The sequence below is a fragment of the Quyinboa mangrovi genome (genome assembly GCF_042219825.1).
In the GTDB taxonomy this organism is placed as follows: domain Bacteria; phylum Bacteroidota; class Bacteroidia; order Bacteroidales; family UBA5342; genus JBHJHP01.
This window is the reverse complement of the sequence record NZ_JBHJHQ010000006.1, coordinates 412,992-435,901: the sequence shown is the minus strand read 5'-3', so window position 1 is coordinate 435,901 and position 22,910 is coordinate 412,992. Positions and strand designations below refer to the sequence as shown.

Annotated in this window: 24 protein-coding genes; 5 read left to right on the top strand and 19 right to left on the bottom strand. The window is 40.7% G+C overall.

Features of this window, described 5'->3' with window-relative positions:
* Position 1 precedes the first annotated feature (1 nt).
* The 9 genes from ACE1ET_RS15025 to ACE1ET_RS14985 form a co-directional block, all read right to left on the bottom strand.
* Positions 2–787 carry a hypothetical protein gene (locus tag ACE1ET_RS15025; protein WP_375729243.1) on the bottom strand — a complete coding sequence of 262 codons (786 nt, stop codon included), beginning with the start codon at positions 785–787 and terminating at the stop codon, positions 2–4.
* A gap of 14 nt (positions 788–801) precedes the next feature.
* Positions 802–1,617, bottom strand: a complete 816-nt coding sequence (locus ACE1ET_RS15020; RefSeq protein ID WP_375729242.1) for an ABC transporter ATP-binding protein — start codon at positions 1,615–1,617, stop codon at positions 802–804.
* A gap of 87 nt (positions 1,618–1,704) precedes the next feature.
* On the bottom strand, positions 1,705–2,538 hold the full coding sequence (locus ACE1ET_RS15015; RefSeq protein WP_375729241.1) for a nitroreductase family protein: 834 nt from the start codon (positions 2,536–2,538) through the stop codon (positions 1,705–1,707).
* Positions 2,539–2,620: 82 nt separating this feature from the next.
* Positions 2,621–2,791 (bottom strand): hypothetical protein, encoded by a 171-nt coding sequence (locus tag ACE1ET_RS15010; protein ID WP_375718865.1) that lies wholly within the window; start codon positions 2,789–2,791, stop codon positions 2,621–2,623.
* A 187-nt stretch (positions 2,792–2,978) separates the two neighbouring features.
* Positions 2,979–3,278 carry a thioredoxin gene (trxA, locus tag ACE1ET_RS15005; protein ID WP_375729240.1) on the bottom strand — a complete coding sequence of 100 codons (300 nt, stop codon included), beginning with the start codon at positions 3,276–3,278 and terminating at the stop codon, positions 2,979–2,981.
* A 49-nt stretch (positions 3,279–3,327) separates the two neighbouring features.
* On the bottom strand, positions 3,328–3,810 hold the full coding sequence (locus tag ACE1ET_RS15000; RefSeq protein ID WP_375729239.1) for an Hsp20/alpha crystallin family protein: 483 nt from the start codon (positions 3,808–3,810) through the stop codon (positions 3,328–3,330).
* 236 nt (positions 3,811–4,046) lie between these two features.
* Positions 4,047–4,433, bottom strand: a complete 387-nt coding sequence (locus tag ACE1ET_RS14995; RefSeq protein ID WP_375729238.1) for a DUF4260 domain-containing protein — start codon at positions 4,431–4,433, stop codon at positions 4,047–4,049.
* A 2-nt stretch (positions 4,434–4,435) separates the two neighbouring features.
* On the bottom strand, positions 4,436–5,029 hold the full coding sequence (locus ACE1ET_RS14990) for an NADPH-dependent FMN reductase (RefSeq protein ID WP_375729237.1): 594 nt from the start codon (positions 5,027–5,029) through the stop codon (positions 4,436–4,438).
* Between the two features lie 310 nt (positions 5,030–5,339).
* Positions 5,340–5,798, bottom strand: coding sequence for a hypothetical protein (locus ACE1ET_RS14985; RefSeq protein ID WP_375729236.1), 459 nt, complete (start codon positions 5,796–5,798; stop codon positions 5,340–5,342).
* 550 nt (positions 5,799–6,348) lie between these two features.
* Here ACE1ET_RS14985 and ACE1ET_RS14980 point away from each other — a divergent pair.
* Both ACE1ET_RS14980 and fabG read left to right on the top strand, forming a co-directional pair.
* A complete protein-coding gene (locus ACE1ET_RS14980) occupies positions 6,349–8,154 on the top strand; it encodes a glycoside hydrolase family 15 protein (protein WP_375729235.1) in 1,806 nt (601 codons plus the stop codon).
* A gap of 59 nt (positions 8,155–8,213) precedes the next feature.
* Positions 8,214–9,005: a 3-oxoacyl-ACP reductase FabG gene (gene fabG / locus ACE1ET_RS14975; RefSeq protein WP_375729234.1), complete on the top strand. Its 792-nt coding sequence runs from the start codon at positions 8,214–8,216 to the stop codon at positions 9,003–9,005.
* 14 nt (positions 9,006–9,019) lie between these two features.
* Here the strand turns inward: fabG and ACE1ET_RS14970 are convergent, their stop codons facing one another.
* From ACE1ET_RS14970 to ACE1ET_RS14955, 4 genes are all read right to left on the bottom strand, one after another.
* Positions 9,020–9,319, bottom strand: a complete 300-nt coding sequence (locus ACE1ET_RS14970) for a hypothetical protein (protein WP_375729233.1) — start codon at positions 9,317–9,319, stop codon at positions 9,020–9,022.
* A gap of 7 nt (positions 9,320–9,326) precedes the next feature.
* Positions 9,327–9,548, bottom strand: a complete 222-nt coding sequence (locus tag ACE1ET_RS14965; protein WP_375729232.1) for a hypothetical protein — start codon at positions 9,546–9,548, stop codon at positions 9,327–9,329.
* A gap of 11 nt (positions 9,549–9,559) precedes the next feature.
* Entirely contained in the window at positions 9,560–9,961 is a 402-nt protein-coding gene (locus ACE1ET_RS14960) for a NifB/NifX family molybdenum-iron cluster-binding protein (RefSeq protein WP_375729231.1), read from the bottom strand.
* 297 nt (positions 9,962–10,258) lie between these two features.
* Positions 10,259–11,488, bottom strand: coding sequence for a patatin-like phospholipase family protein (locus ACE1ET_RS14955; RefSeq protein WP_375729230.1), 1,230 nt, complete (start codon positions 11,486–11,488; stop codon positions 10,259–10,261).
* 292 nt (positions 11,489–11,780) lie between these two features.
* Between ACE1ET_RS14955 and ACE1ET_RS14950 the strand changes: the two genes are divergently transcribed.
* From ACE1ET_RS14950 to ACE1ET_RS14940, 3 genes are read left to right on the top strand one after another with little or no spacing between them, the layout of a single operon-like run.
* The gene (locus ACE1ET_RS14950) at positions 11,781–12,479 is read left to right on the top strand and encodes an SIMPL domain-containing protein (RefSeq protein WP_375729229.1); all 699 of its coding nucleotides are present in this window, start codon (positions 11,781–11,783) and stop codon (positions 12,477–12,479) included.
* Positions 12,480–12,491: 12 nt separating this feature from the next.
* Complete coding sequence (locus tag ACE1ET_RS14945) at positions 12,492–12,788, top strand: hypothetical protein (RefSeq protein WP_375729228.1); 297 nt, start codon at positions 12,492–12,494, stop codon at positions 12,786–12,788.
* A 53-nt stretch (positions 12,789–12,841) separates the two neighbouring features.
* Positions 12,842–13,495, top strand: a complete 654-nt coding sequence (locus ACE1ET_RS14940; RefSeq protein ID WP_375729227.1) for a hypothetical protein — start codon at positions 12,842–12,844, stop codon at positions 13,493–13,495.
* Positions 13,496–13,579: 84 nt separating this feature from the next.
* Here ACE1ET_RS14940 and ACE1ET_RS14935 read toward each other — a convergent pair whose 3' ends face one another.
* The 6 genes from ACE1ET_RS14935 to ACE1ET_RS14910 all read right to left on the bottom strand — a co-directional run bounded on the left by ACE1ET_RS14935 (position 13,580) and on the right by ACE1ET_RS14910 (position 22,793).
* Positions 13,580–14,293 carry an SDR family NAD(P)-dependent oxidoreductase gene (locus ACE1ET_RS14935; RefSeq protein WP_375729226.1) on the bottom strand — a complete coding sequence of 238 codons (714 nt, stop codon included), beginning with the start codon at positions 14,291–14,293 and terminating at the stop codon, positions 13,580–13,582.
* 5 nt (positions 14,294–14,298) lie between these two features.
* Positions 14,299–15,570 (bottom strand): zinc-binding dehydrogenase, encoded by a 1,272-nt coding sequence (locus tag ACE1ET_RS14930; protein ID WP_375729225.1) that lies wholly within the window; start codon positions 15,568–15,570, stop codon positions 14,299–14,301.
* Between the two features lie 134 nt (positions 15,571–15,704).
* Complete coding sequence (locus ACE1ET_RS14925; protein WP_375729224.1) at positions 15,705–17,672, bottom strand: SDR family NAD(P)-dependent oxidoreductase; 1,968 nt, start codon at positions 17,670–17,672, stop codon at positions 15,705–15,707.
* Between the two features lie 16 nt (positions 17,673–17,688).
* A complete protein-coding gene (locus ACE1ET_RS14920; RefSeq protein WP_375729223.1) occupies positions 17,689–18,870 on the bottom strand; it encodes a PHP domain-containing protein in 1,182 nt (393 codons plus the stop codon).
* A 28-nt stretch (positions 18,871–18,898) separates the two neighbouring features.
* Positions 18,899–21,367, bottom strand: coding sequence for an alpha-ketoacid dehydrogenase subunit alpha/beta (locus ACE1ET_RS14915; RefSeq protein ID WP_375729222.1), 2,469 nt, complete (start codon positions 21,365–21,367; stop codon positions 18,899–18,901).
* A gap of 88 nt (positions 21,368–21,455) precedes the next feature.
* Positions 21,456–22,793 carry a dihydrolipoamide acetyltransferase family protein gene (locus ACE1ET_RS14910; protein WP_375729221.1) on the bottom strand — a complete coding sequence of 446 codons (1,338 nt, stop codon included), beginning with the start codon at positions 22,791–22,793 and terminating at the stop codon, positions 21,456–21,458.
* Positions 22,794–22,910 lie beyond the last annotated feature (117 nt).

Sequence of the window (22,910 nt, the reverse complement as noted above, 5' to 3'; positions counted from 1 at the left end):
ATTAAACCTCCTTCTCCTTTAACCTGAAAAACGCAGATGCATGTAACACAAGAGTTGAAAAAACCAAAACAGACGTAACTATATTCATCCCGGTTTCTTTTGTTATATCAGGATCAAAGCCATGTGCATGTGTAAAACCAAATATTTCATCCAGGATCCAGCCATATAACCAATATGTACCTATAAGAACAGCTAAAAAAATGAGGGTCTTAAATAGCGGAGCTTTTGAAAAGAAAGCAGATCCGGTAAACGGAATGGAAATTAAAAACAATACCATGGCATAGATAGTAACCTCTCCTTGTGTAAAGTGAACTTCCTTATGGATCATTTTAAATGGCGTCCAAAGATTATATCCCAACTCATAATGAGTAGTTGTAAAGCTGTTAAATATGGCTCCTGCAAAATTGGCGGCCAGCCAAAACAGTACCGGAAATACAAGGATATAGATTAAAATCCTGAACAAAACTTCAAATAAATATTTTTCGGTCATTGAATTTGGTATCAGCAGATAATCCATGGTCTTTTTCGAATTTCTGAATGCAGGAAAAGCTGTTCCGGAAAACACAATTCCACAGATTGCAAAAAGAGCCAGAAAAAGAGCGGATTGTTTATTAATATCCCAGCTTCTGTAATTGCGATCCACTCCGAGGATAAAAAGGGTCACTGCTGTAATGGCAATAAATAATCCTACCGAGGCGATTAAAAGAAAAGACCGTTTCATGATCACTTCGCGCCTGATGAGTAAACCGAAACGTTTGATACTAAAAATGGATTGTATACTATTCATAATCATAAGCTTTTTTAGTCGAAATTGATGCCTTTGGTGGCTGCATTAAATAAAATCTCAATATCCAGGTCGGTCTCCTCTCCGTTTCGTGGAGTGACAATCTTATATCCACCCGGAACCGCCTCCTGATACAGTGGTTGATACTTATCCGGATCTGTTACCGATTTAAAAGAAAACTTTTCTGTAATATCATAGATGCTGTGGTTCAGTATAATAGTGCCCTGATCCACAATGATCACCTTGTCAATTATGGTCTCAATATCCTTAACCTGATGCGTTGATATCAGTACCAGCTGATCTTCAGTCAACGCACCGGAAATCACTTTTCTGAATACGGCCTTTGAAGGAATATCCAGGCCATTGGTCGGTTCATCAAGGATTAAAAGCTTGCTGCCACAGGACAAAGTCACTGCGATCAGAAATTTCTTTTTCTGTCCATAAGAGAGCTTGTTAAGCTTCCGTCCCGGATCCAATTCAAAATCCAAAAGTATCCGGTCCATTTTTTTTGTGTCAAATCCGGGATAAAACCCGCGAATGGCACTTACAAAATCCTTCATGGATACTGAAGGCAATTCAAACTCTTCCGGAATAAAGAAAATATCCCGCAACAATTCAGGGTTTCTGCATCCGGGCTTAAAACCTAGAGTCTCAATACTACCTTTATCTTGTGTTTGTAACAATCCGGCAATGAGCTTCAACAGTGTTGTCTTGCCGGCACCGTTTTTTCCAAGCAGGCCTACAATACTTCCACCCTGAATATCAAGCGTAAGCTGATTGTATAATGCCGACTGTTTACGGTAAGCAAATGTGAGTTGATCAATTTTAATCATGTTCTATTGTTTTGGTGTATTAGTATATTAATACACTACAAAGTAAAATAGTTTATTTGGTAAAAACAAGTAAATGTTAAAAAATAATCAGATTATGTTGTACTCCGGAGGTTTTCTGGATACTTCATTAAGATATTTTGTCTTCGGGTAACCCACTGTCAGAGCTGCAAATACCTGATGTGTATCCGGAATTCCAAAAGCTGTTCTCATTCCTTTACTACGTTCCATGGCTTTCACAATAAACCCGATGAAGCAACTCCCAAGACCGGCTGAGTGAGCGTAATGTGTTGTATATGTTGCCCAGATTAAGGCATCATCTTTGGCCAGACTGTATTTACCCTTAGTACCATGAAAAAGTAACACCAATGGTGCACCATGACAGATTTGGGATGGGTTGGTTTCCTGCCTTTTAGTATATTTTTGCTTGTATGCTTCCAGGCTTTTTGCACCATATTGGGGAGAAATAAGATTTACAAAGGGTGAGATTATTGGGTGTGTCAGAAGTCCTATTGCCTTTAACAGTGTTTTAGCCGTAAGGTCGTTCAGTTCCTGAATTCTCTTTCTGTCCATTATAGCTGTCACATGAACCGTTCTTTTATTACTGGCAGACGGATAACGGCTCATATTTTTTATCATGTCTTCCAACAAATCTGAAGGTATAGCTTTGTCTCTATAAGATCTGCAACTTCGTAAGTCTGCTGTAAAATTACGGTATATCAAGGGATCAATACCTGAATTCATCACTGGCAACACATCACCAAACTCGGGCATTACAGCCTGTTCAGGGCAAACAGCCACACAGTGGCCACAATGAATACAGGAATCATTAATGTGCCAATGGCCTATTTCAATGGCGTCTGAAGGACAATCCTTCACACACTTCATACATTGAGTACATAAATCGGATGCAATAGCAGGCATATTTTTTAAACGAAAGTAATCATTTTAAGAAAACAGTCTTAGCTAAAGCCAATAATAAGGCCTTTTCTTCGTATGCTGTTCCCTACTTTTTTCTTCTTTCAAGACGGGAAAGATAACGTTCTTTTGCTTCCTCAGCATCAGCATCCTTATCGATATAAATTCTGGTTTTAAAATCGATGATTACTTCCTTGAGGTTATTGATATCAGGAGAAACAGCTGTGGGCTGATTTTTTTTATACATGTTATTAGCCATAACTAACGTTTTAAATTTAAATATCGAATTCATGGTAAGAGGAAGTATGCAGCGTGATGGTGCAACATAACTCAGGATGGGAAAACGATCTTAACGTTTAAATATACGACTAATAAACCTGAGATGTCCCCGGTAAATTCAAATAATGATATCGTTTATAGATAATTAACTAAATCACCCCAAAGAATCATATATATTGTGATACAATAGCGCTTAGTTGATTATGATCCACAACACCTGACTGACGCCAAAGACTTTGTCCGTTTTTATAAAGTGCCAGGGTTGGTACACCACGAATCTGAAAACGCGCTGCCATTTCCTGGTTTTTATCCACATCAATCTTAATGACCTTTACTTTTCCTTCCATCTCGCGAGCAAACTGAGCCAGAATAGGAGATTGAACTTTGCACGGGCCACACCACTCTGCAAAAAAATCAATTAAAACAGGTACATCTGAATGAATGAGTGCATTAAAATTTCCCTTCATGATATATAAAAAATCGGGCAGGCACTGCGTCCTGCCCGGGTTTAAATTATTATGATATTTTAATGGTTTTTGCCGGTTTTGGTTTTACCTCTTCCCTTTTGGGAATACTGATATGCAAAATTCCATCTTCGTACTTAGCGGAAATTTTTTCAGCATCCACAACTTTTTCAGATACACTGAAACTACGCTGGAATGACTGATAACTGAATTCCCTTCGGGTGATTTTCTCACCTTCTTTTTCTTCGTTTTTAAACTCTTTTTCGGATGAAATTATCAAACGTCCATTGTCATAGTCTACTTTGAAATCGTCTTTTTTCATCCCTGGTGCTGCAACTTCAATCGTGAAGTCGTTATCGGTTTCTTTAACATTTACAGCCGGTAAGGTTGAATTCATACCAGCGTAATTGAAATTGTTCCAGTCCATCAAATCTCCTTCAAAAAATCTGTCCAGTAATGAAGGAAAGGATGGAAACATGTTGTTCTGATAGTTATCAGATGATTTTCTTAACAGTGACATAATTGAATCCTCCATTTTTTAGTTAGACTTATGTTTTAATTTCGACACTAATTAATCAAAGGATATGCCATAAGATACGGGTACAACATAGCAGAAATATCACATTTATTGTAAATATCTGGATGTCAGTTTTTTTCAAAAAATTATGTTTAAAACGGCAATTTATACTTTTTAACTATCTATGCCAAAATGACTTACACAAACAATTCAACAATGAAAATTTGACACTGAATTTTATTTTTTTAATCGGCTCAGCCGGAATATTTTATTGGATTCTTATCTGATGATTCCTGTCCTATCCAACCCAGATGCGTGTGCTTAATATCATCCTTGTGCTTCAGTCCGTATCCGAATATGCGATCCATCGAGCTGTGACCGAATAATACGATACCAACGAACAACAACCACTGAAGTTCCAGAAAATAACCAGTCAAGGCAATAATAAGAGCGAGAGCACGATGATGAAACAAGTTATATAATGCTGCTCCTATCCGTGGTCCGGATAAATAGCCCAGCATGCTAAGGTCAGGAATCAGCAGACAAACCCAGAATAGCCACCAGTTGAATCCCAACACAAGCGACATCACGTATGCAAAAATCATTAAAGCTGCCTCCTCAAGCCTGATCATCTGAGTCATATTCAAACAATTAAATTTTCCTGGTCTCTTACCATCTCTTCCATGTAGAATTTTGGACAAATGGAATCGTTAAAATAAGCATCCATGGCCTGAACCAGTTTACGTAATCTGGTTTCAGTTTTAAGATCTGTACAATTACCGTTTGCATCAAATTTGTCCTTAACGTGAGCTACAGAAATGGGGCCCGGAAGAATTATCCCTCCTACATGCGAACAGACACCCCGTAAACTTTCCAGTGATTTAACAGCTCCAATTTCACCACTGGCCACTCCTAGCAGGGCAATGGGTTTTCCCGATAACACAGATGGATAGCCAAGATTTTCTATAATCAGTTTTATCACACTACTGAATGATCCGTGATACTCCGGTGTGGCGAGAATTACACCTGTAGAATCAGCAACCAGATGTCGTAGACGACTCACATCTTCTGAGTGATTGTTCATCCCTGGAAAGGGCAGTTCATAATCCACAGGATTAATAATGTTTACTGTAAGATCCTTCGTTTTTCGTATCTCATCAACCAGGACTTTAACAACCTTAGATGTATAATTTCCCGGCCTCACACTGCCAATTATAATAGATATAACTTTTGTCATGATGTAAAATATTATTCTCTAGCATAACAATTCTCAATCAAGAATGATCATTACAGTCCAGCCGAATCCTTCAGATAACTAATTTCTGTACGGATTCTATGCATAAATTTAAGATCAGAAATAAAAAATTTATGAGAATTTTGTCTGACTTTTTGGGAAGTTTCTCTTAAACATCAAAAATGGTTCATAATCATACCACCTTTGCTAACGAGGATAAGAACCGGAAATCTAAAGAACAAATAAACGCACGCAACCCTTACTTTTAACCTTAACCTTTTGCCTTTTTACTTTTCACTTTTCACTTTATCTGTCAAAACTTTCGGTAAATAAAAACATGTATTTCTTTAGTAGTAATGGAAGATTCAAAATCATCGTAGGATAAAATAGCATACTCAGAATCAGCCTCAGCAGAACCATTGCCAAGATTCACCGCATGAACATCCACCCATATTTCGTCCTCTGTATTTCGCAGATTGTATCCAACAACTGTTGAAGCACGCATACCACTTTCGTTGGTATTACCATCAAAATTAAAGAATCCTTTTGCTGCAGTCCCACATGGAATTTTGTAAATATTAAAATAAAGTAATTGGTCAGGAATAGGATTGTTATCTTTATCCAGTACTGTAACAGTAGCTTTCAACGAAACGGTTATTTCCGGTGCAACCGTATCATCACATGGGTCCATCTTAGTATCAGAACAAGAAAATAAAAGTACCGCAATCGCTGCTACCAACAAACGAACCGGGGAGATTTGTGAATTTTTCATGGCAACTGAGAATTTGCAAATTTTATGTTGAAGTACATAAATTTACGTCATTTTCAGTATTTTACGAAAAATATCTTCTGACCGGAAAGCGGTACTTTCGTCAACTATTTTTGAGCATCTATAATATTGCCTTACTTCTTCGTGTTTTTAAAAAGATGACCAGTTCTTCAAGTTCTCCTTTTGAATAACAATATTATGAATAACAATTCTAATCCATTTGCTACGACCTTTTTATAAATAATTAACACGAACAAAAAAAATCGGCATCACTTGAATCCTGTAACGCTAATATCCTTTTCAGTAAAGTGATCCCGAAGGATAAACATTTACAAACACCTGTAAAACCTGTAGATAGTATTACACATTCTGAGGAATTACTTCACGTTTAATTATGAAAGTGATTCTGCTTCTCATTGTTTAAATCCCTCTGTTAGATGTATTGTCAGAAGGATGTAAACGCCTTCACATTATTTAATACTTGAAGCGTATACGTGGTCCTGTTATTGGGACAATCCTGGCAATAATATGATGCATGTAAAACAAGTTAAAAATGAAAACTGATAATGATTATTTGCCAATTGAGAACTACGGGTTGATAGGCAACCTTCAAACAGGAGCATTGGTTTCAACTGAAGGATCCATTGATTATATGCCATATCCCCGATTTGATTCACCACCGGTTCTGGGTTCATTGCTCGATAAAAATAAAGGCGGTTTTTTTCTGATAGAACCTGAAAGTGAAGACATTAATTATAAACAAATGTATTTACCGGACACTGCTGTCTTGCTTACACGGTATCTGGCAGAAGACGGTATTGCAGAACTTACTGATTTTATGCCACCTGTAGTATTTGAGGAAAAGACTATTCTGGTAAGAAAGCTAAAAGTCATTAAAGGCACACATACTTTCAGAGTGGTATTTAAACCGGCATTCAACTTTGGTCAGGCCGGCTTTGAATATACAGACAAAATGGACCGGATCATGATTGAATCTGAAAATGGAGAAAAACTGGTGTTGAAAAGCAATCTTGAATTTTCATTTAAGGATGACAGGTTTGAAGCAGAAGCCAAACTGAATTCGAAAGATGAAATCTTCCTCATCCTTATCAGTGGTGGCGATGAAGACTCGGTTATACAGCTTAAACCCGCGACCTACTTCACCGAAAAGCTGTTTTCAGAAACCATCAGTTTCTGGAGAAACTGGATCAGCAAATCTAAATATAAAGGGAAATGGCAGGAGATTGTCAACAGGTCTGCCATTACACTTAAAATGTTGACTTCTTATGAATTTGGATCAACCATAGCAGCAGCTACCCTGGGACTGCCGGAAGTTATTGGCGGAAACCGTAACTGGGATTACCGCTACACATGGATCCGTGACGCTGCGTTTACCATGCGCGTGTTTTTACAGCTGGGATATATGAACGAGGCAAAACATTTTATTCACTGGATTGAGGATCGTTGTAACGAAATTTATGATGCAGGCGATTTGAAACTGATGTACAAAGTGGATGGCGGAAAAGATATAGAAGAAAAATCTCTGGATTTTCTGGAAGGCTACAGAAAGTCATATCCTGTACGAACAGGAAACGGTGCATACAGCCAGTTTCAACTTGATATTTACGGGGAACTTATCGATACCATTTACCTGTATAACAAACACGGAGGACCTATCAGTTATGAATTTTGGGTCAATCTGAAGAAGTTTGTCGACTTTGTTTGCGACAACTGGAAAACAAAGGACCGTGGAATGTGGGAAGTGAGGGACGAAAAACGTGAGTTCCTGATTTCAAAAGTCATGTCGTGGGTTGCCATAGACAGGGGAATACGGATCGCGGAACATCGTTCTTTCCCTGCGCCACTGGAAAAATGGAGAAAAACACGCGATGATATTTTCGATGACTTTTATAATAATTACTGGAATCCGGAACTCAAAGCATTTGTGCAGTTCAGGAACTCAAAAAGTCTGGATGCTTCTTCTTTACTAATTCCACTGGTAAGAATCCTTAGTCCGAAAGAACCAAGATGGATGTCAACGCTTAAGGCAATTGAGAACGATCTGGTGACCGACACACTTGTTTACCGGTACAGACTGGACGAAGGGGCCAGTGATGGGTTCACAGGAAAGGAAGGAACATTCAGCATGTGTTCATTCTGGTATGTAGAATGTCTGGCAAGTTCCGGCGAGAAAGAAAAAGCTGTGCTGGCATTTGAAAAGATGCTGGGATATTCTAACCATCTGGGACTGTATTCCGAACAAATCAGCATGAAAGGAGAACAACTAGGGAATTTTCCGCAGGCCTTTACCCATCTGGGACTCATCAGTGCAGCCCTCCAACTGAGTAAAACAAAATAGATCTAAGATATAAGACATAAGATAAAAGATTTAGGATATTAGACATATAAATGGATGATATGAAACTGAAGGGAAAAGTGGCACTGATTACAGGTGCCTCAAGTGGAATAGGAAAAGCAATCGCACTTCGTTTTGCTGCGGAAGGAGCAACGGTTGTAGTGAATCATTTTAATCAGGAAGATAAGGCCAGGGAAGTGGTAGAGAAGATTCGTTCAGAAAACGGGAAAGCCATATATATTGAGGCAGATATCAGTGACGAGACGGCGGTCAAAGCCATGTTTGCTAAAATAATGGAAAGGATAGGCACACTTGATATACTTGTGAACAATGCCGGAAGACAAAAGGATGCTCCGTTCTGGGATATGTCATTACAGGATTGGAATGCTGTAATAAATGTGGATCTGACAGGTCATTTTTTATGTACTCGCGAAGCTGCTAAACTTTTTCTGCAGAAAGAAACGCATGAAGATGAAATGCCCGGCAATATCATATTTATTACCTCGGTTCATCAGAATATTCCCTGGGCACAACGTGCCAATTATACAGCAGCCAAGGCTGGTGCTTCCATGCTGATGAAGACCGCTGCCATGGAACTCGCACCAAAGAATATCAGGGTCAATGCTGTGGCTCCCGGTGCTGTAAAAACAGCCATTAACATCGAAAACTTCAGGGATCCCAATGAGAAAGAGAAAATACTCCGTAAAATACCTTTCGGAAAAGCGGGAAGGGCTGAAGATATTGCTTCTGCTGTTTTATGGCTTGCTTCCAGTGAAGCCGGATATATCACCGGTGAAACCTTATTTGTTGACGGAGGAATGGAGCTCTATGCCGATTTTGCCCACGGAGGATAGATCAGACGTTTCGTTCAGATAAACTTTATTTCCACTTCTCCACCCTTCTGCGCCATCTCAAATTTACCACTATTCTGTATCGTGGTCATTGTTTTAAAACAACTTTGGGTGAGATCGCTGAAAATCTTATCTTTTTCTTCGGGAATACAATCCATATGAAAATAGCAATGCAGATGGTTTTCATCTTCCTTATCATATTGGATTATAAATGCCGCATGTTCCGGGAAAACCAGGTCATCATAGGCGTACATAATATTCAATCCGGTGGATTCCTTAACTATTCCGCGCACCTTTTCTAAATCGTAATATGCCATGTCTTTTCTATAACAGTTTGAACCACATACGTAACTGGTGAAAGAATTCGGCATCATCGGCAGAACGACATTTTACCAACTGCATATTTATTGCATCTTCGAATTCCACATCGTTAAAATCGAGCCATTTTAACATCTCCCTGCGGGTTTTAAACTCTGCACATTTATCTCTCAACTCTTTGCTGGAGATCGCATCTCCCAGAAACTGAATTGCTTTACTCAGGGCCATATTTCAAAAATTTAAATTTCACATGATGTTGAACTACACGAATTGCAGGAACTACCACACGAGGGAGTTGTCTCAAAAGCCATCTGTGATGAAAAAAGTTCCAACTCTTCATCAATAAAATACAGTATATTTTCCTGTAAATCATCTCCTTCAGCTCTGTAAACATTAATTCCACTCTCTACAAACAATCCCAAAGCCATAGGCGGCATTTGCTGACTGATAACCGCATAAATACCCATCTTTTTCAGGCCAATGCTTATATTTCCCACATCCTCACTTATCGACGAGGTTTCAATCCACTCTACCATTCTTGAATCGGTATCATATACAGAAGCAAACTCTGCATTATGAAAACTTTTTGCCAGAACATTCCTTGAACGCTCAGTATCAACCACCGGAATAATCACTTTCATATGCGTTATCTTTTATATTCTGATCCGGTTTAAACAATACAAATGCCATAAATTTAATTAAAATGAATATCAACAGGTTAGACAACATCATAGCGTATATATCCTACATTTTTGTAGGAACATATTCAGAATTCAACATATTTGTCGTCTGGTACAGAACCTTTCAGAGTCATTATTCCCCGGTAAGCGAAAAGAGAAAATGAATTGAAAACAGATAAAAAACCCGGACGATGAATGCCCGGGTTCTGCTTGTATGAATGAAAATACATACATCTACATGTATGAAAAAGAGAAGTACTATTTTATAATCTTACCTGCACGCACCTGCTTATATTTTTCCCAGTTGAAATTGCGCAGAAACTGATCGGCAGCTCTGGCACCACGCACAAAAAGGTCAATTTTTGCTTCTTCCGTGATCCCAAAGTTCAACCAGTCGTGTTCACCGATATCAATATTCTGAACCAGCATGCGTAATTCCGGATTTTTAAGTATAAACTCATAATCATGCAGATGCCTTATGGAATTAAAAAGAGCACCAAACAAGCCTAAAGGGCTTTCCACTGTATTGGCTTTATTGCGATCAACACCAAGTTTTACACCAAATGTAGGTAAACGCGGAACCGTATTAAACTTATGAAATAAATCTATGGGAAAGTTCGACATGATGCCACCATCCACAAAATAAGCTTTTTCAGGAACGACTCCTTTAAATTTGGCCATATCGTACCACCGGTTCATGGCTTCAGGACCCTGTGGCAAATTATCTATGACCAACGGTTCAAAGAAATACGGAATCGACATTGAAGCCCGTACATAATACGCAGGATTTATTTCATCGGCATTTGCCCAGTATAGCGACCTCATGGCGGGAAATTCCACTTTAGTTTCTGTTGTAATATCCGATGCAATCACAGCAAATTTTGGCTTCAACCCCTCTAAAGTTCTGTCCACCCCATCACGTATTTTTAACCCGTCGGGCAAACTGGTGAACTGATCAAGCAGATCTTTGGTGGTTACAATACCATTTTTCATGAGCACATCAGCCAGCCACCGGTAAAAATCATTCCCCGGATTCAGGCCAAGACTGTCAAATACGTTATCAATCACCTGCATTCCTTTCCAGATAAGCTTAACGCGTTTGGCTTTTTCCACTACGGCCTCAATAAAATCTTTGGAATCCTTATCACCATCTACAAAATCGTACAGATTTTTCGATGCTAATACGTTCAAAAGCTTTTCATACTTCGACTCATTGACTTTACCCAACGAGGCTAACAGCAATGCATTGATTGACCCGGCTGATGTACCCGCCAGACTGAAAAAGCGGATACCCATTTGTTCCATCACATAAGTATAGCCGATAAGCGCAACACCGAGAACGCCACCTCCCTCCTGCACTAATTCCACATATTGGTTCTTCTCTGAATCCACAACATCAGAGTATATTTTTTTATCAATTCCATCCTGCTTCAAATTACGCAAGGTCATAAAGACCTCCGGATTTTCTGTAAAATCTGAAATTTCCATAGTAGTATAATTAATGTTTACAATATCTAACCAATCAGAAAAATGTAGAGAGTAGCAACCTGGAGGATGCAATTGCAAGTTAGATTTAATTTAATGTGGGGAGAATTTTTAGTGATAATCAGTCAAATATATGTTAATAAAAACAGAAAGTCAATATAATTTAAATGACATTAGACGTAAGACTTAAGAAATAAGATTGGTAAGCACCTGTCAGAAGCAATAATTTTAATGGCTGTTCTCTGTTAAGTTTTATTTTCATAACTTAGCCTGATAAACGAAATATCCTTCCGAAATGAAAAAAATAGTTATTGTTGCTATGCTTTCAACAATTCTCATTAGTTGTCAGCAGAATAAATCAAATAAAACCATAGTTTTAAAAGCCTCTGGTTATGTATTGGCTGAACCAGATCAGGCATCCATTGATCTTAATCTGAGCTGCGTGGATAAAAACCTGGAAAATGCCAAAACAAAATTGATAAATAAAGCCAATACGGTAAACGACATACTCAAAAAACTGGGCATCGATGAAAAAGATATACTCACAACCAGTTTACGCTTAAATAAAGAATATCAGTGGCGAAATAATTCAAATGTATTCACCGGATACAATGCTTCATCACAGGTTCATGTGGTGATCCGGAATCTGGATATCCTGGGCGACTTTTATACCCGCTTTCTGGTTATGGAGGACCTCTCCATTGGGAATTTAACTTACCAGCACAGTAAAATCGACAGCCTGAGCAACGAAGCTTACCTGAATGCACTTGAAAATGCCAGTATACTGGCAGATAAATTATTGACAAAATTGCCTGAAACCAACAAAACCATAGGCCGGATTAGTAATGAACAATTATCAACATCCGGTCCGGCAAACGAACTTATGTTTGCGCGCGAAGAAAATAATACTGGTATCTCAAAATCAAAAATGCCGGTCAACACAGGAAATATGGCAGTTGAGCAAACCTTATTTGTAGAATATGTTATTTACTAAACCTGTTGAATCATGAAAAAAATAACAGCGGTCATACTACTTATTCTCGCAGTTTCTGCCTGCAAAACCACCAGTGGCTTACCTGCATCAGAACGGGATGGCAGTTCCTTCGAAAGGGCCATCATTGTGAACAGTGTTCCAGAAGAATACCAGTATGCCAGGGAAAACTGTGAAGATTGCCAGTTTGTTGGACAATCACTGGTATATGAACGTAAAAAACCTTACGACATCCTTGAATTTAAAACCCAAACCGATGAAACCGTAAAATACTATTTTGATATTTCGAAATTTTTTGGAAAAGATTTTTAACCTAAATCTCAAGTATACCCATGTACAAATGCCTGTTTATTTTAATCCTGTTAATGAATGTTACACTGCTAAAATCTGAAAATGAAACTGAAAAGTATATTAGCAAAACATTGGAATGTTTAGACAAACTCCTTACAAAAGGGACCTTTACAGATGGATATGTATTTATGAATAACGATACTATAGCCACAAAACTACTTGCATTCAAAGGCAGAGCAAAGAGTAACTATTATTTGTTTTGTATTTCGAAGGATGCCAATGATTCAGTCACTGTTTACAAGGCAAATGAGATAAAAGGATATCAAATTGACGATAATTTATACTTGTCACATTCATCGCAAGGAGATGATTTTTTTATTCAAAAGATTAAATCCGGCAGGGTTGATCTGTATGAACGGGATTATATTCCTTCGGATAAACACTTTTTATACTACCTAAAATTCCAACAATATAATGATCTACTGGTCATTAGCCCCTATGAAGACAATTTTAAGGTTTGGGAATATGATCGAAACAGCTCATCAGGTGTCAGAGGGCAGCAAACAGCCATTATTGAATCTAAAAAGATTCACCAAAAATTTAAAGTTTTTATCAATCAATACTTCGGGGATTGTGGTGCCGTGGTTAACCTGGTTCAGGCTGAAATATTTTTTATAGCCGATTTACCAGAAATTGTTGAAACCTTTAACAATTGCGATAAAAACTAATCGGGAACATTGTGCATGACACACAGCTTAAACCAACGATTGAAAAAATCTGCGTTTATCGGCGAAATCTGCGGGAAATCAAAATTAATCAAAGGCCAGCGAATTAAAGCGCCGTATCCCGATCCGATCAATCGTTCCTTTGCCCTTATAGTTGCATAAAAACACAACCAGTTCAGCAATTTCTTCAGGTTGAATCAGGTCTTCTGTATTGATGTCCGGTCGGACTTTTGAAACCATTTCTGTATTTACACCACCGGGCGATATCAGATGAACACGGATTCCCAGTTCCTGAACCTCTTTGGCTAACGCACTGGTATAACCCGCCACTGCATGTTTGGATGAGGCATATAAACTCTGATTATGATAGCCTTTGTGATCAACCACCGATCCTATATTAATAATTACCGGACGGGAAGTTTCTTTCAGGTAAGGCACAGCCTTTTGACAGAGAAAATAGGAAGCCTTAACATTGACGTTAAAAATAGTACGCCAATCTTCAACCGAACTCTCCGTAAAAAGTCGGTTCAAAGCTATACCGGCATTGTTAACCAGCACATCTAAACGGCCAAAATGGCTGATGGTTTGCGTTATAATATATTCCGGGGCAGTGTCGTCTTCCAGATCAACTGCCACCGGTAAAATTTCTGCATCTGAACTTTTAAGTTCTTCAGATATGTTTGCCAGACTTTCATGAGAACGTGCCACCAGTGCCAGATTATACCCATCCTGAGCAAGGGCAAGCGCAATATGCCTTCCAATTCCTCTGGATGCTCCGGTTATGATGGCCACTTTTTTCATGCTTATCAGGCAAAAGTATTTTGTAACAAATAAGTTTCTGCTTCCACACTCCAGAGGCCGTTATGAGCCTTACAGATTTCATCGAGTTTTGCAAACAAAGGATCTGTTTTTCCTTTTTCAGCAAAATCCGAAATCGCAGTTAACGGCATATCCAGATGGGTATAAATCAGTTTTTTACCACCCGGAATATGAGGAAGATCCAATGTGGTTTCAGGCACCGCATTCAGTCCGCCAATATGGGTGACCAGACCGGCAGGATCCAGTCCCTGTGCGAACATTTCCAGCGATTCCACCATGTCGTCGTTATTTCCGCCACTGGTTCCAACCACATGTGTTGATGCATAATGGACGTTATAAAAGTTAAAGTTTGCTTTAAAGTTCGGATCAGATGGCCCGGCAAAAAAGTTCAGGCATCCATCCTGTCCCAAAATGGCATCTCCCTGTTCTATCACCGGTGGAACCGGCGCAAATACAAATACATCGTCGTAACCTGTTCCACCTGTCTGATCGCGCAATGCTTTTACCGGATCAGCCACATTACCCGTATTCAGATAAATCAGTTCTATGCCGTTCAGTTTTGCAGTTTCAGGAGGAAAGATCGATGCAGCCCTGTCCAGACGTGACTGGTCAATATCGGTTACCACCATCAAAGATGGTTTGCGGTCTATACGGTTTATCACATAATTAATGGCGGCAAGTCCCATCGGACCTACACCCGCCAGGATGGCCATTTTTCCACCATCCACAATTTCCATTTTGTGTTCGTATGAACCGGGCGTTGTATGGTAGTTGGCATGCATGGCACCAATCACACACGATAATGGTTCAGCCAGTGACGCCGGATAATAACCGGGACCGTCATAAGCCAGCAGACAATCCTGAACCAATACATCTTTCGGAATGATCACATAGGTGGCATCACCACCACAGTAAGGATAAGAGTAGCCTGGTGCACTTAAAATACCTACAGGTCCTTCGGGATAATAAATCGCCGGTTGTATGGAAAACTTCTGACCTGCCTTGAATTTGTACTGCCAGTTTTTACCGATTTCAACCAATTCTCCGGCAAACTCATGCCCGATAATGATCGGATTATCAGCTACATTATCAGGAATACGCTTATGATCTGTTCCCTGGGTTGCCGCCTTGTAAGACGACATGCAAATGCTGTCGCTGACCACCTTTGCCAGAATCTCATCATCGCTGATAGCCGGTAATTCAAACTCTTCGAGTCTTAAATCTTTTTTACCGTATAATCTTACTGCTTTTGTTTTCATTGTTTCGTGTTTTATAGACTAACGTCTATACTTTTATATTGTTCTGATAGTTAGGCGTAGTCTCCAGACTACGTCAATCTGAATATAAGCAAATGACGTAGTCCAGAGACTACGCCGAACTGCTTAAGTAATAATTACCTTAACATTTCCTGGCCACCGCTAACCGGTATAGCCTGACCTGTTTCGTTTTCCTGATCGATGGCATAAAGCACTGCTTTAACCACATCTTTAGGTGAACAGCCTTTTCCGAGTGGCACCTGAGCCAGATAGAATGCTTTCACATCATCAATGGTTTTGGCACCGGGAACCTTACCAGCGTTTAAATACTGCACAAACAAGCCGTTTTCAGGATCTGACCACAGCGGACCTTCGTAAAAGTTACCCGGACATACCGAGTTGACTTTAATTTTGTCAGGTGCGAGTTCCAATGCAAAAGACTGTGTTAGTCCAATGCCACCAAATTTTCCACCAGCATAGGCAAAATTCTTTTTACTGCCTTTCAGTCCTGATTTTGAGTTAATCTGAATGATATCGGTGTAATATGCCGGTTTATATGCATTCTGAAGCTTCATGACTGCTGAAGCAACTTTAGTGCAGTAGAAATAGGCGTTGTAATTGATTTTCGTTACCAGATCGAATGTGGCAGGATCCATTTCATCCAGTCCGCCTGCACGTAAGATACCGGCATTACTGATAAATGCATCCAGTCCGCCAAACTCTGCAACGGTCGTGTCCATCAGGTTATTCAGACTGTCCATATTCGACACATCCGTCTGAACAAAAATGGCGCGGTTCTTTGAAGCGATGTCATTAAAAGCGACAGCGGTCTTTTGTCCCACTTCGGGATTAATGTCAGCCACCACAATATTGGCACCTTCAAGGATCAGTTCCCTGGCTATGCCTTCTCCAAAGCCCTGTGCAGCTCCGGTAACAATGATCGTTTTATTTTCTACCCGTCCCGGTTTTGCTGATCCGGCAGCTACCTTACGGCGGTAATTCTCTACCTCCCAGGTATCGATAAACTGTATCTGTTCGGCTGTCATGGCGTGCGGACCTCCAAAAGATTCAGAAATCCAGCCAATTTTCAGCATGTCCTCAAATACATCCAGTATAATGTTGGTCTGCGCAGCTGTTTCAGCAATGGCTGCAATGCCATAGCCTTTAATTACAATGACTTTAGGCTCGTGTGTCTGTTCTTTCTGAAACACCTCATATTTCTGCTGAAACTCAGCAATGAGCGCTGCTGCTGATTCTGTATTCTCAAGGTAAATGTAGTTGGATTTGCAATAGACAATGATATCCGGTGTAAACGGCTTGCTGATTTTATCAAAGTTTTCAGCGTTTGATGCAAAGTGTTCCGTCAGTTTATTTCGGCGTACTTTTAAGGTTTTAACTTTGTCATCGGAAACCAGCATACGCAAAGCAGGAATAAATTCAGAGACTCCCTCTTTTACCGGCAAAACTTCTTCCGGTAGTGCTTCTTTGATCTGTGCTTTTACTTTACTGAAAATATCATCGTAAATGGATTTGACTTCATCCGTTGTATCTGCAGCAACAAAAACACCGTGGTTCTGAAGGAAAATAACTTTCGGATCAACCCCTTTTTCTTTCACATATTTCTCAACCTGACTTTCAACTTCCTTAAATAAAATATAGCCGGGATCGGTATATGGTATGTAAATGGCAGTGTCACCAAACAGTTCATTTATAACCTGTTCAGCATTCTGACTGCACAACAAACCATTCAGATAGGTTGGATGCAGGTGGATCACAAAGCTGTAATTCATCAGGTCGTGCAGTGATGTCTCAACGGACGGGCGACGTTCTTTGGTGATGGTGGCTGCATACAAATCGTCTTTAATCTGCTGTTCTCTTTCAAACGGATCGCTGCTGTAACTGTTTTGTGCAATCAGCTTCAGTTTAGCGCGATCAAGAACCGCAAATCCTTCTTCGGTTATGGTGCTCAGGGCACTTCCACTGGCTTTGACCCAGATTTTATCGTCTGTCTTTACCGAGGTATTCCCACCACCGGCAATCACCATCTCACTGTTTTTCCCGTAAAACTGCGATATTTCAATCAGATCTTTAACGTGTTGTTCCATATCTGTCTCTTCCCTGTTATTTAATAAATGATTTGATCACTTCATCGCCCATTTTAATGTAGCTCTCAATATTTTGTTTATCTGCATTGCCTTCCTCATCCACATAACCGGCCTGATCGTTGGCATGGAGATGCTGATGAGCTGCAATCAGACAGGCACCTTCGTACGATACATGTTTCAGGTCGTCCGGTAGTACCTGTGTACCTTCAATCTTAACTTCCACCGGAAATACACCGGGTGTATTGTGCTCTGATCCTAAAAATACTGCATATCCTTTCGCCCTGAAGTACGCTACAAATTCCCTCAGTTTTCCCACTGAGTTTCTGGATGGAATTAATTCAACGGCATGCACATTCAGTTCCTGCAGAATGGTATCCATGGCTTCCCAGTGCGATTCAAATTCCGTCAGAATATTCCCTTTTTTATCGTCCAGAAGAACCGGATAACATGGAATACCACCGGCATTCAGGATAAACTGAATAATGCGTTTCAATGGTGGAAATGCCGCCGGGTCTTCTTCCACAAAAGCTTTTCCGCCGCTCTTCAGAAGATTTCCGCGCAGTTCGTTTTCCACAGAAGCAATATCGTTCAGATCGGCTTTTACCGCCTTTCCGTCATACAGCTTTTCAAAAAATGCTTTACGGTCGGCTTCTTCTACATATTTTTCAAATACAGCAATGCGGATGGCCTTAGCGATATGTCGCTCACGGACCAGCTCTTCAGCGTATGCAGCTTTTACCGACTCATATGTGAATCCTAGTTCCGGATCGATGGCCTCAACCAACGCACTCGCCTTTTGTGTCATCTCCTTTATCTGGCGCTGGCTTTCACTGATCAGTCCGTCAATAAATGCTTTATTTTCATCGTTGATCACTAATGGATAACTCAGGCCTTTACCGCTAAAGTAGATTCGTCCCGGATTATTCGGGTCATTAATTCTAATTCCTTGTTCCTGCAGGTCGCTCAGCAAGCCGATAAACTCCACGTTAAACTGAGGATAGACTTTATATTGTTTGCTTAGCCTGCTGAATTCAGGATAACCGTCCATGGTAAAAAAGTCGTTGATACCAAGTACATGTACATCCTCTTCCCTGGCCATTTTAAACATCTGCTCAATGGAATCGAAAGAACAGAATGAATAAGGCGAATGGACATGCCCGTTTACATTCAGGATGTCCAGTTCGCTGTTTATTATCATTGGATTTTTTGTCATATTATACTGATGCTTAAATTCCCAGTTTGTTTCTTCTGATCTGCTCGGCTTTGGTAAAGTTGCTTTTCACGGTATGTCCTTTCAACGGAACAATTTTTTCGTGAATGGCATCCAGATACCAGTCCGGCTGTGGGAAGAAATACTCTTCCAGTTCATAAGCTGGTGTGATCCAGTTGCGTGACCCAACCACTACCGGAGGTGCATCGAGGTAATCGAAAGCCAGTTCGGCAATGTTATGCGCAAAATCGTTCAGAAATGATCCACGGGCAGTGGCATCACCGGTTACAATCACACGGCCTGTTTTCTTAACGGATTCAATTACCGGTTCATAATTGAATGGCACCAAAGAGCGGGCATCAATCACCTCAGCTTTCATACCATATTCAGATTCAAGTTTATCTGCGGCTTCCAGTACACGGTATAAGGTAGCACCAACCGACAAAATGGTAATATCTGAACCTTCACGTTTTACATCAGGCTCACCAAACGGTATCTCATAATACCCTTCAGGAACACCTTCCTTATGGAACTGTTCACCAATATCGTAAATGCGCTGACTTTCGAAAAATACCACAGGATCGGTTCCCTGTAAAGAGGCGTTCATCAAACCTTTGGCATCATAAGGCGTTGCAGGGAAAGCCACTTTAAGACCAGGAATATGTGCTACCAGCGATGTCCAGTCCTGTGAATGCTGTGCGCCATATTTGGATCCTACCGATACACGAATAACGACCGGCATTTTAATGAGGTTACCACTCATGGCCTGCCATTTCGGAAGTTGGTTGAATACCTCGTCACCACTACGTCCAAGGAAGTCACAATACATAATTTCCGGCATCACACGGCCACCACACATGGCATAACCGATGGCTGTTCCAACGATGGATGCTTCAGAAATCGGTGAGTTGAATAAACGATTGTAAGGCAGAGCCTCAGTCAGGCCGCGGTAAACAGCAAATGCACCACCCCAGTCACGGTTTTCTTCACCATAAGCAATCAGGGTCGGATCTTTATAAAAACGGTCGGCAATGGCTTCGAACAAACCATCGCGTAACTGGTATTGTTTCATTTTAGAGAACGGCTTACCATCCTTATCGAAGGCATAACGTTCTTTGCGTTCAATCTGTTTTACGCGTGGGTTTTCTGTCAACGGATGGTTAACTTCCGGTTCGCGGTCTTCCATTTTATCCACTGACTCGTCAGAAAACATCATATTACCAATCAGTTCCGGATATTTTTCCATGTCCATGCGCGGCGATACTTCATCATCGATAGATAATTTCAGCATGGCCTGTAATTCAGATTTTATATCTTCCCAAACAGCATCCAGATCATTCTGAGCAGCTACTTTGGCTTTAATCAGATCTTTTCCGTACGATGCAATACAATCCTGCGATTCCCATGCCTCTACTTCTTCTTTTGAACGGTATGAAGATGCATCCGAAGGCGAGTGTCCGCTGTAACGGTAGGTCAGTGTATCGAGTAATACCGGACCTCTTTTCTCATCCAGAATCTCACGTTTGCGACGATAAGCATCAATCACAGCTAAAGGATTGTAACCATCAATACGTTCTGCATGCATCTGGTCGCGGTTCACACCGGCACCAATACGGGCTGCAATGTCATATCCCATGGTTTCACCGCTGGTCTGACCACCCATACCATACTGGTTGTTCATGATGTTGATGATGACCGGCAGTCCACCTTTCATATCACCTTCCCACAACTGGGTAAACTGATCCATGGATGCAAACGAAAGGCCTTCCCAAACCGGACCGGTTGCCATAGAGGCATCACCAATATTGGCAACAACGATCCCTTTTTTACGGTTTACCTTTTTGTATAAAGCAGCTCCAACAGCAATATCACCACTACCACCTACAATAGCGTTGTTCGGATATACACCAAAGGGCGTAAAGAACGCGTGCATACTACCACCCAGACCTTTGTTAAAACCAGTCTCACGGGCAAAAATCTCAGCCAGAGTACCGTAAATCAAAAAGCGTCGTGCCAGTGCTTTGGTATCACCCGAAAAATCTTTTTTAACAATGTTGAGAATGGCGCCATCAAAGAAGTTTTCCATGATCTCCATCAGCTCCTTGTCACTCAGTTGACGAATGGCACTTAATCCTTTGGCTAAAATCTCGCCATGGCTACGGTGTGATCCGAAAATAAAGTCATCCACACCAAGGGTGTAGGCCATACCAACGGCTGCCGCTTCCTGACCGATAGACAGGTGAGCAGGCCCCGGATGGTTATAAGGGATACCACTGTATTCACCTGTGGTTTTTATCAGATTCAGCATGGTTTCAAATTCCCTGATCACCACCATATCATGGTAAATGGACTTTAACTCTTCGTTTGTAAAATTGGCTTTTTCTTCTTCAACAGTCTTGTTATACTGGTTAACGGGAATTGGCTTAAACGTCAATTCTCCTGATTTCCGGACCGCTTTTGGGTCGATAAACTGTACTTTAGGCATATCTGTTTGTTTTTATTATTTCGTGACAGGTGACGGGTTAAACGTTACTTTAATACTTGTCCCCAGTGACTTGTAACCCGTAACTTATTTAAAGTTCAAATTCTAAATTTTCTATCTCTATAGCGATCTGTTTCAGGAAGCGGGTTGCTTCTCCTCCATCCAGTGCACGATGGTCGTATGTTAAACTCAACCCGATGTGAGGTACAAATCCGTACATGCCGTCACCCAGATCTTTCGGACGTGGAAGAATTGTGTTAACGCCAAGAATCGCAGACTGTGGCAGGTTGATAACCGGAGTAAACATCTCCACACCATAATTTCCAAGATTGGAAACGGTAAATGACGCTGCTTCAGAAGCCAGTAACGAAGGATCAATGGCGCCCTTACGACATGCTGCGGCCACTGTGCCCATTTGATTGGAAAGTCCCTTAATGGACAAATCATCTGCATTTTTAATGGCAGGAACCATCAGACCGCGTTCTGTATCAACCGCTAAACCAAGATGTACCTTTTTGAATAAGCGCATCTCTTCACCAAGAAAATGTGAGTTGGCCTGCGGAAATTTCTTCAGTGCTTTAACAACAGCATAGCATACCATATCATTAAGTGTGATGTTGGTATCATAACCGTCTGCCATAGCAGCTTTCACTTTTTTGCGCAGTTCCAGCATTCTGCGTGCATCCGCACTTAAATGGTGCGTCAGCTGAGCTGAATTCTGTAGCGACGCATGCATTGCTTTGGCAATCAGTTTGCGGATCTGAGTCAATGGCTTAATCTCATAATCTTCACCATATACAATATTCGGTGCTGCAGCCAGATCTTTGCTGGTGATGCGTCCACCTAAACCTGAACCTGCCGATGCGGACAGGCCTTCGCTGCTCATCATTTTCTTAGCCAGCGGTGTGGCTTTTGGTCTTGAACTCATGGCATCTTTCACATCACGTTCAATGACACGGCCTTCAGGTCCTGTTCCTTCAAGCGATTTCGGATCAAGCCCCTCTTTCTTAGCCAGGTTTTTAGCCCTTGGTGAAACACCGGTAAATTCAACATTCTCTTTCGGTTGAACCGGAGCTTCAGCTTTCTTTTCTACCGGTGCCGCTTTTTCTTCCTTTTCAGGCACAGCCGCAACCTCAGTTTCCGGTTCCGCTTCGGCACCACCTTCCGGTTTAAACTCAGAAACATCTTCACCTTCCGAACCAATTACACATACATTCAGTAAAACCGGAACTTCGTCGCCGGCTTCATAAAATCGCGCCAGTAAAACACCATCGCAGGGTGCTTCTTCCTCAAACGAGGCCTTGTCGGTTTCATACGAAAATAAAACGTCTCCCTTGGATACTGTGTCCCCAACATTTTTGAACCAGTCAGAAATGATGCAGACCTCTACAGATTGCCCCTGTTTGGGCATGATAACAGCTTGTGCCATATGATATTATTTCAATTTTTTGTCAACTTATATTTACATGTTAACACACATGTAATCGTTCTGAAATCTTTATGAATAAACCATTAACAGAGAATTATTCAAAAATCACCACAAACT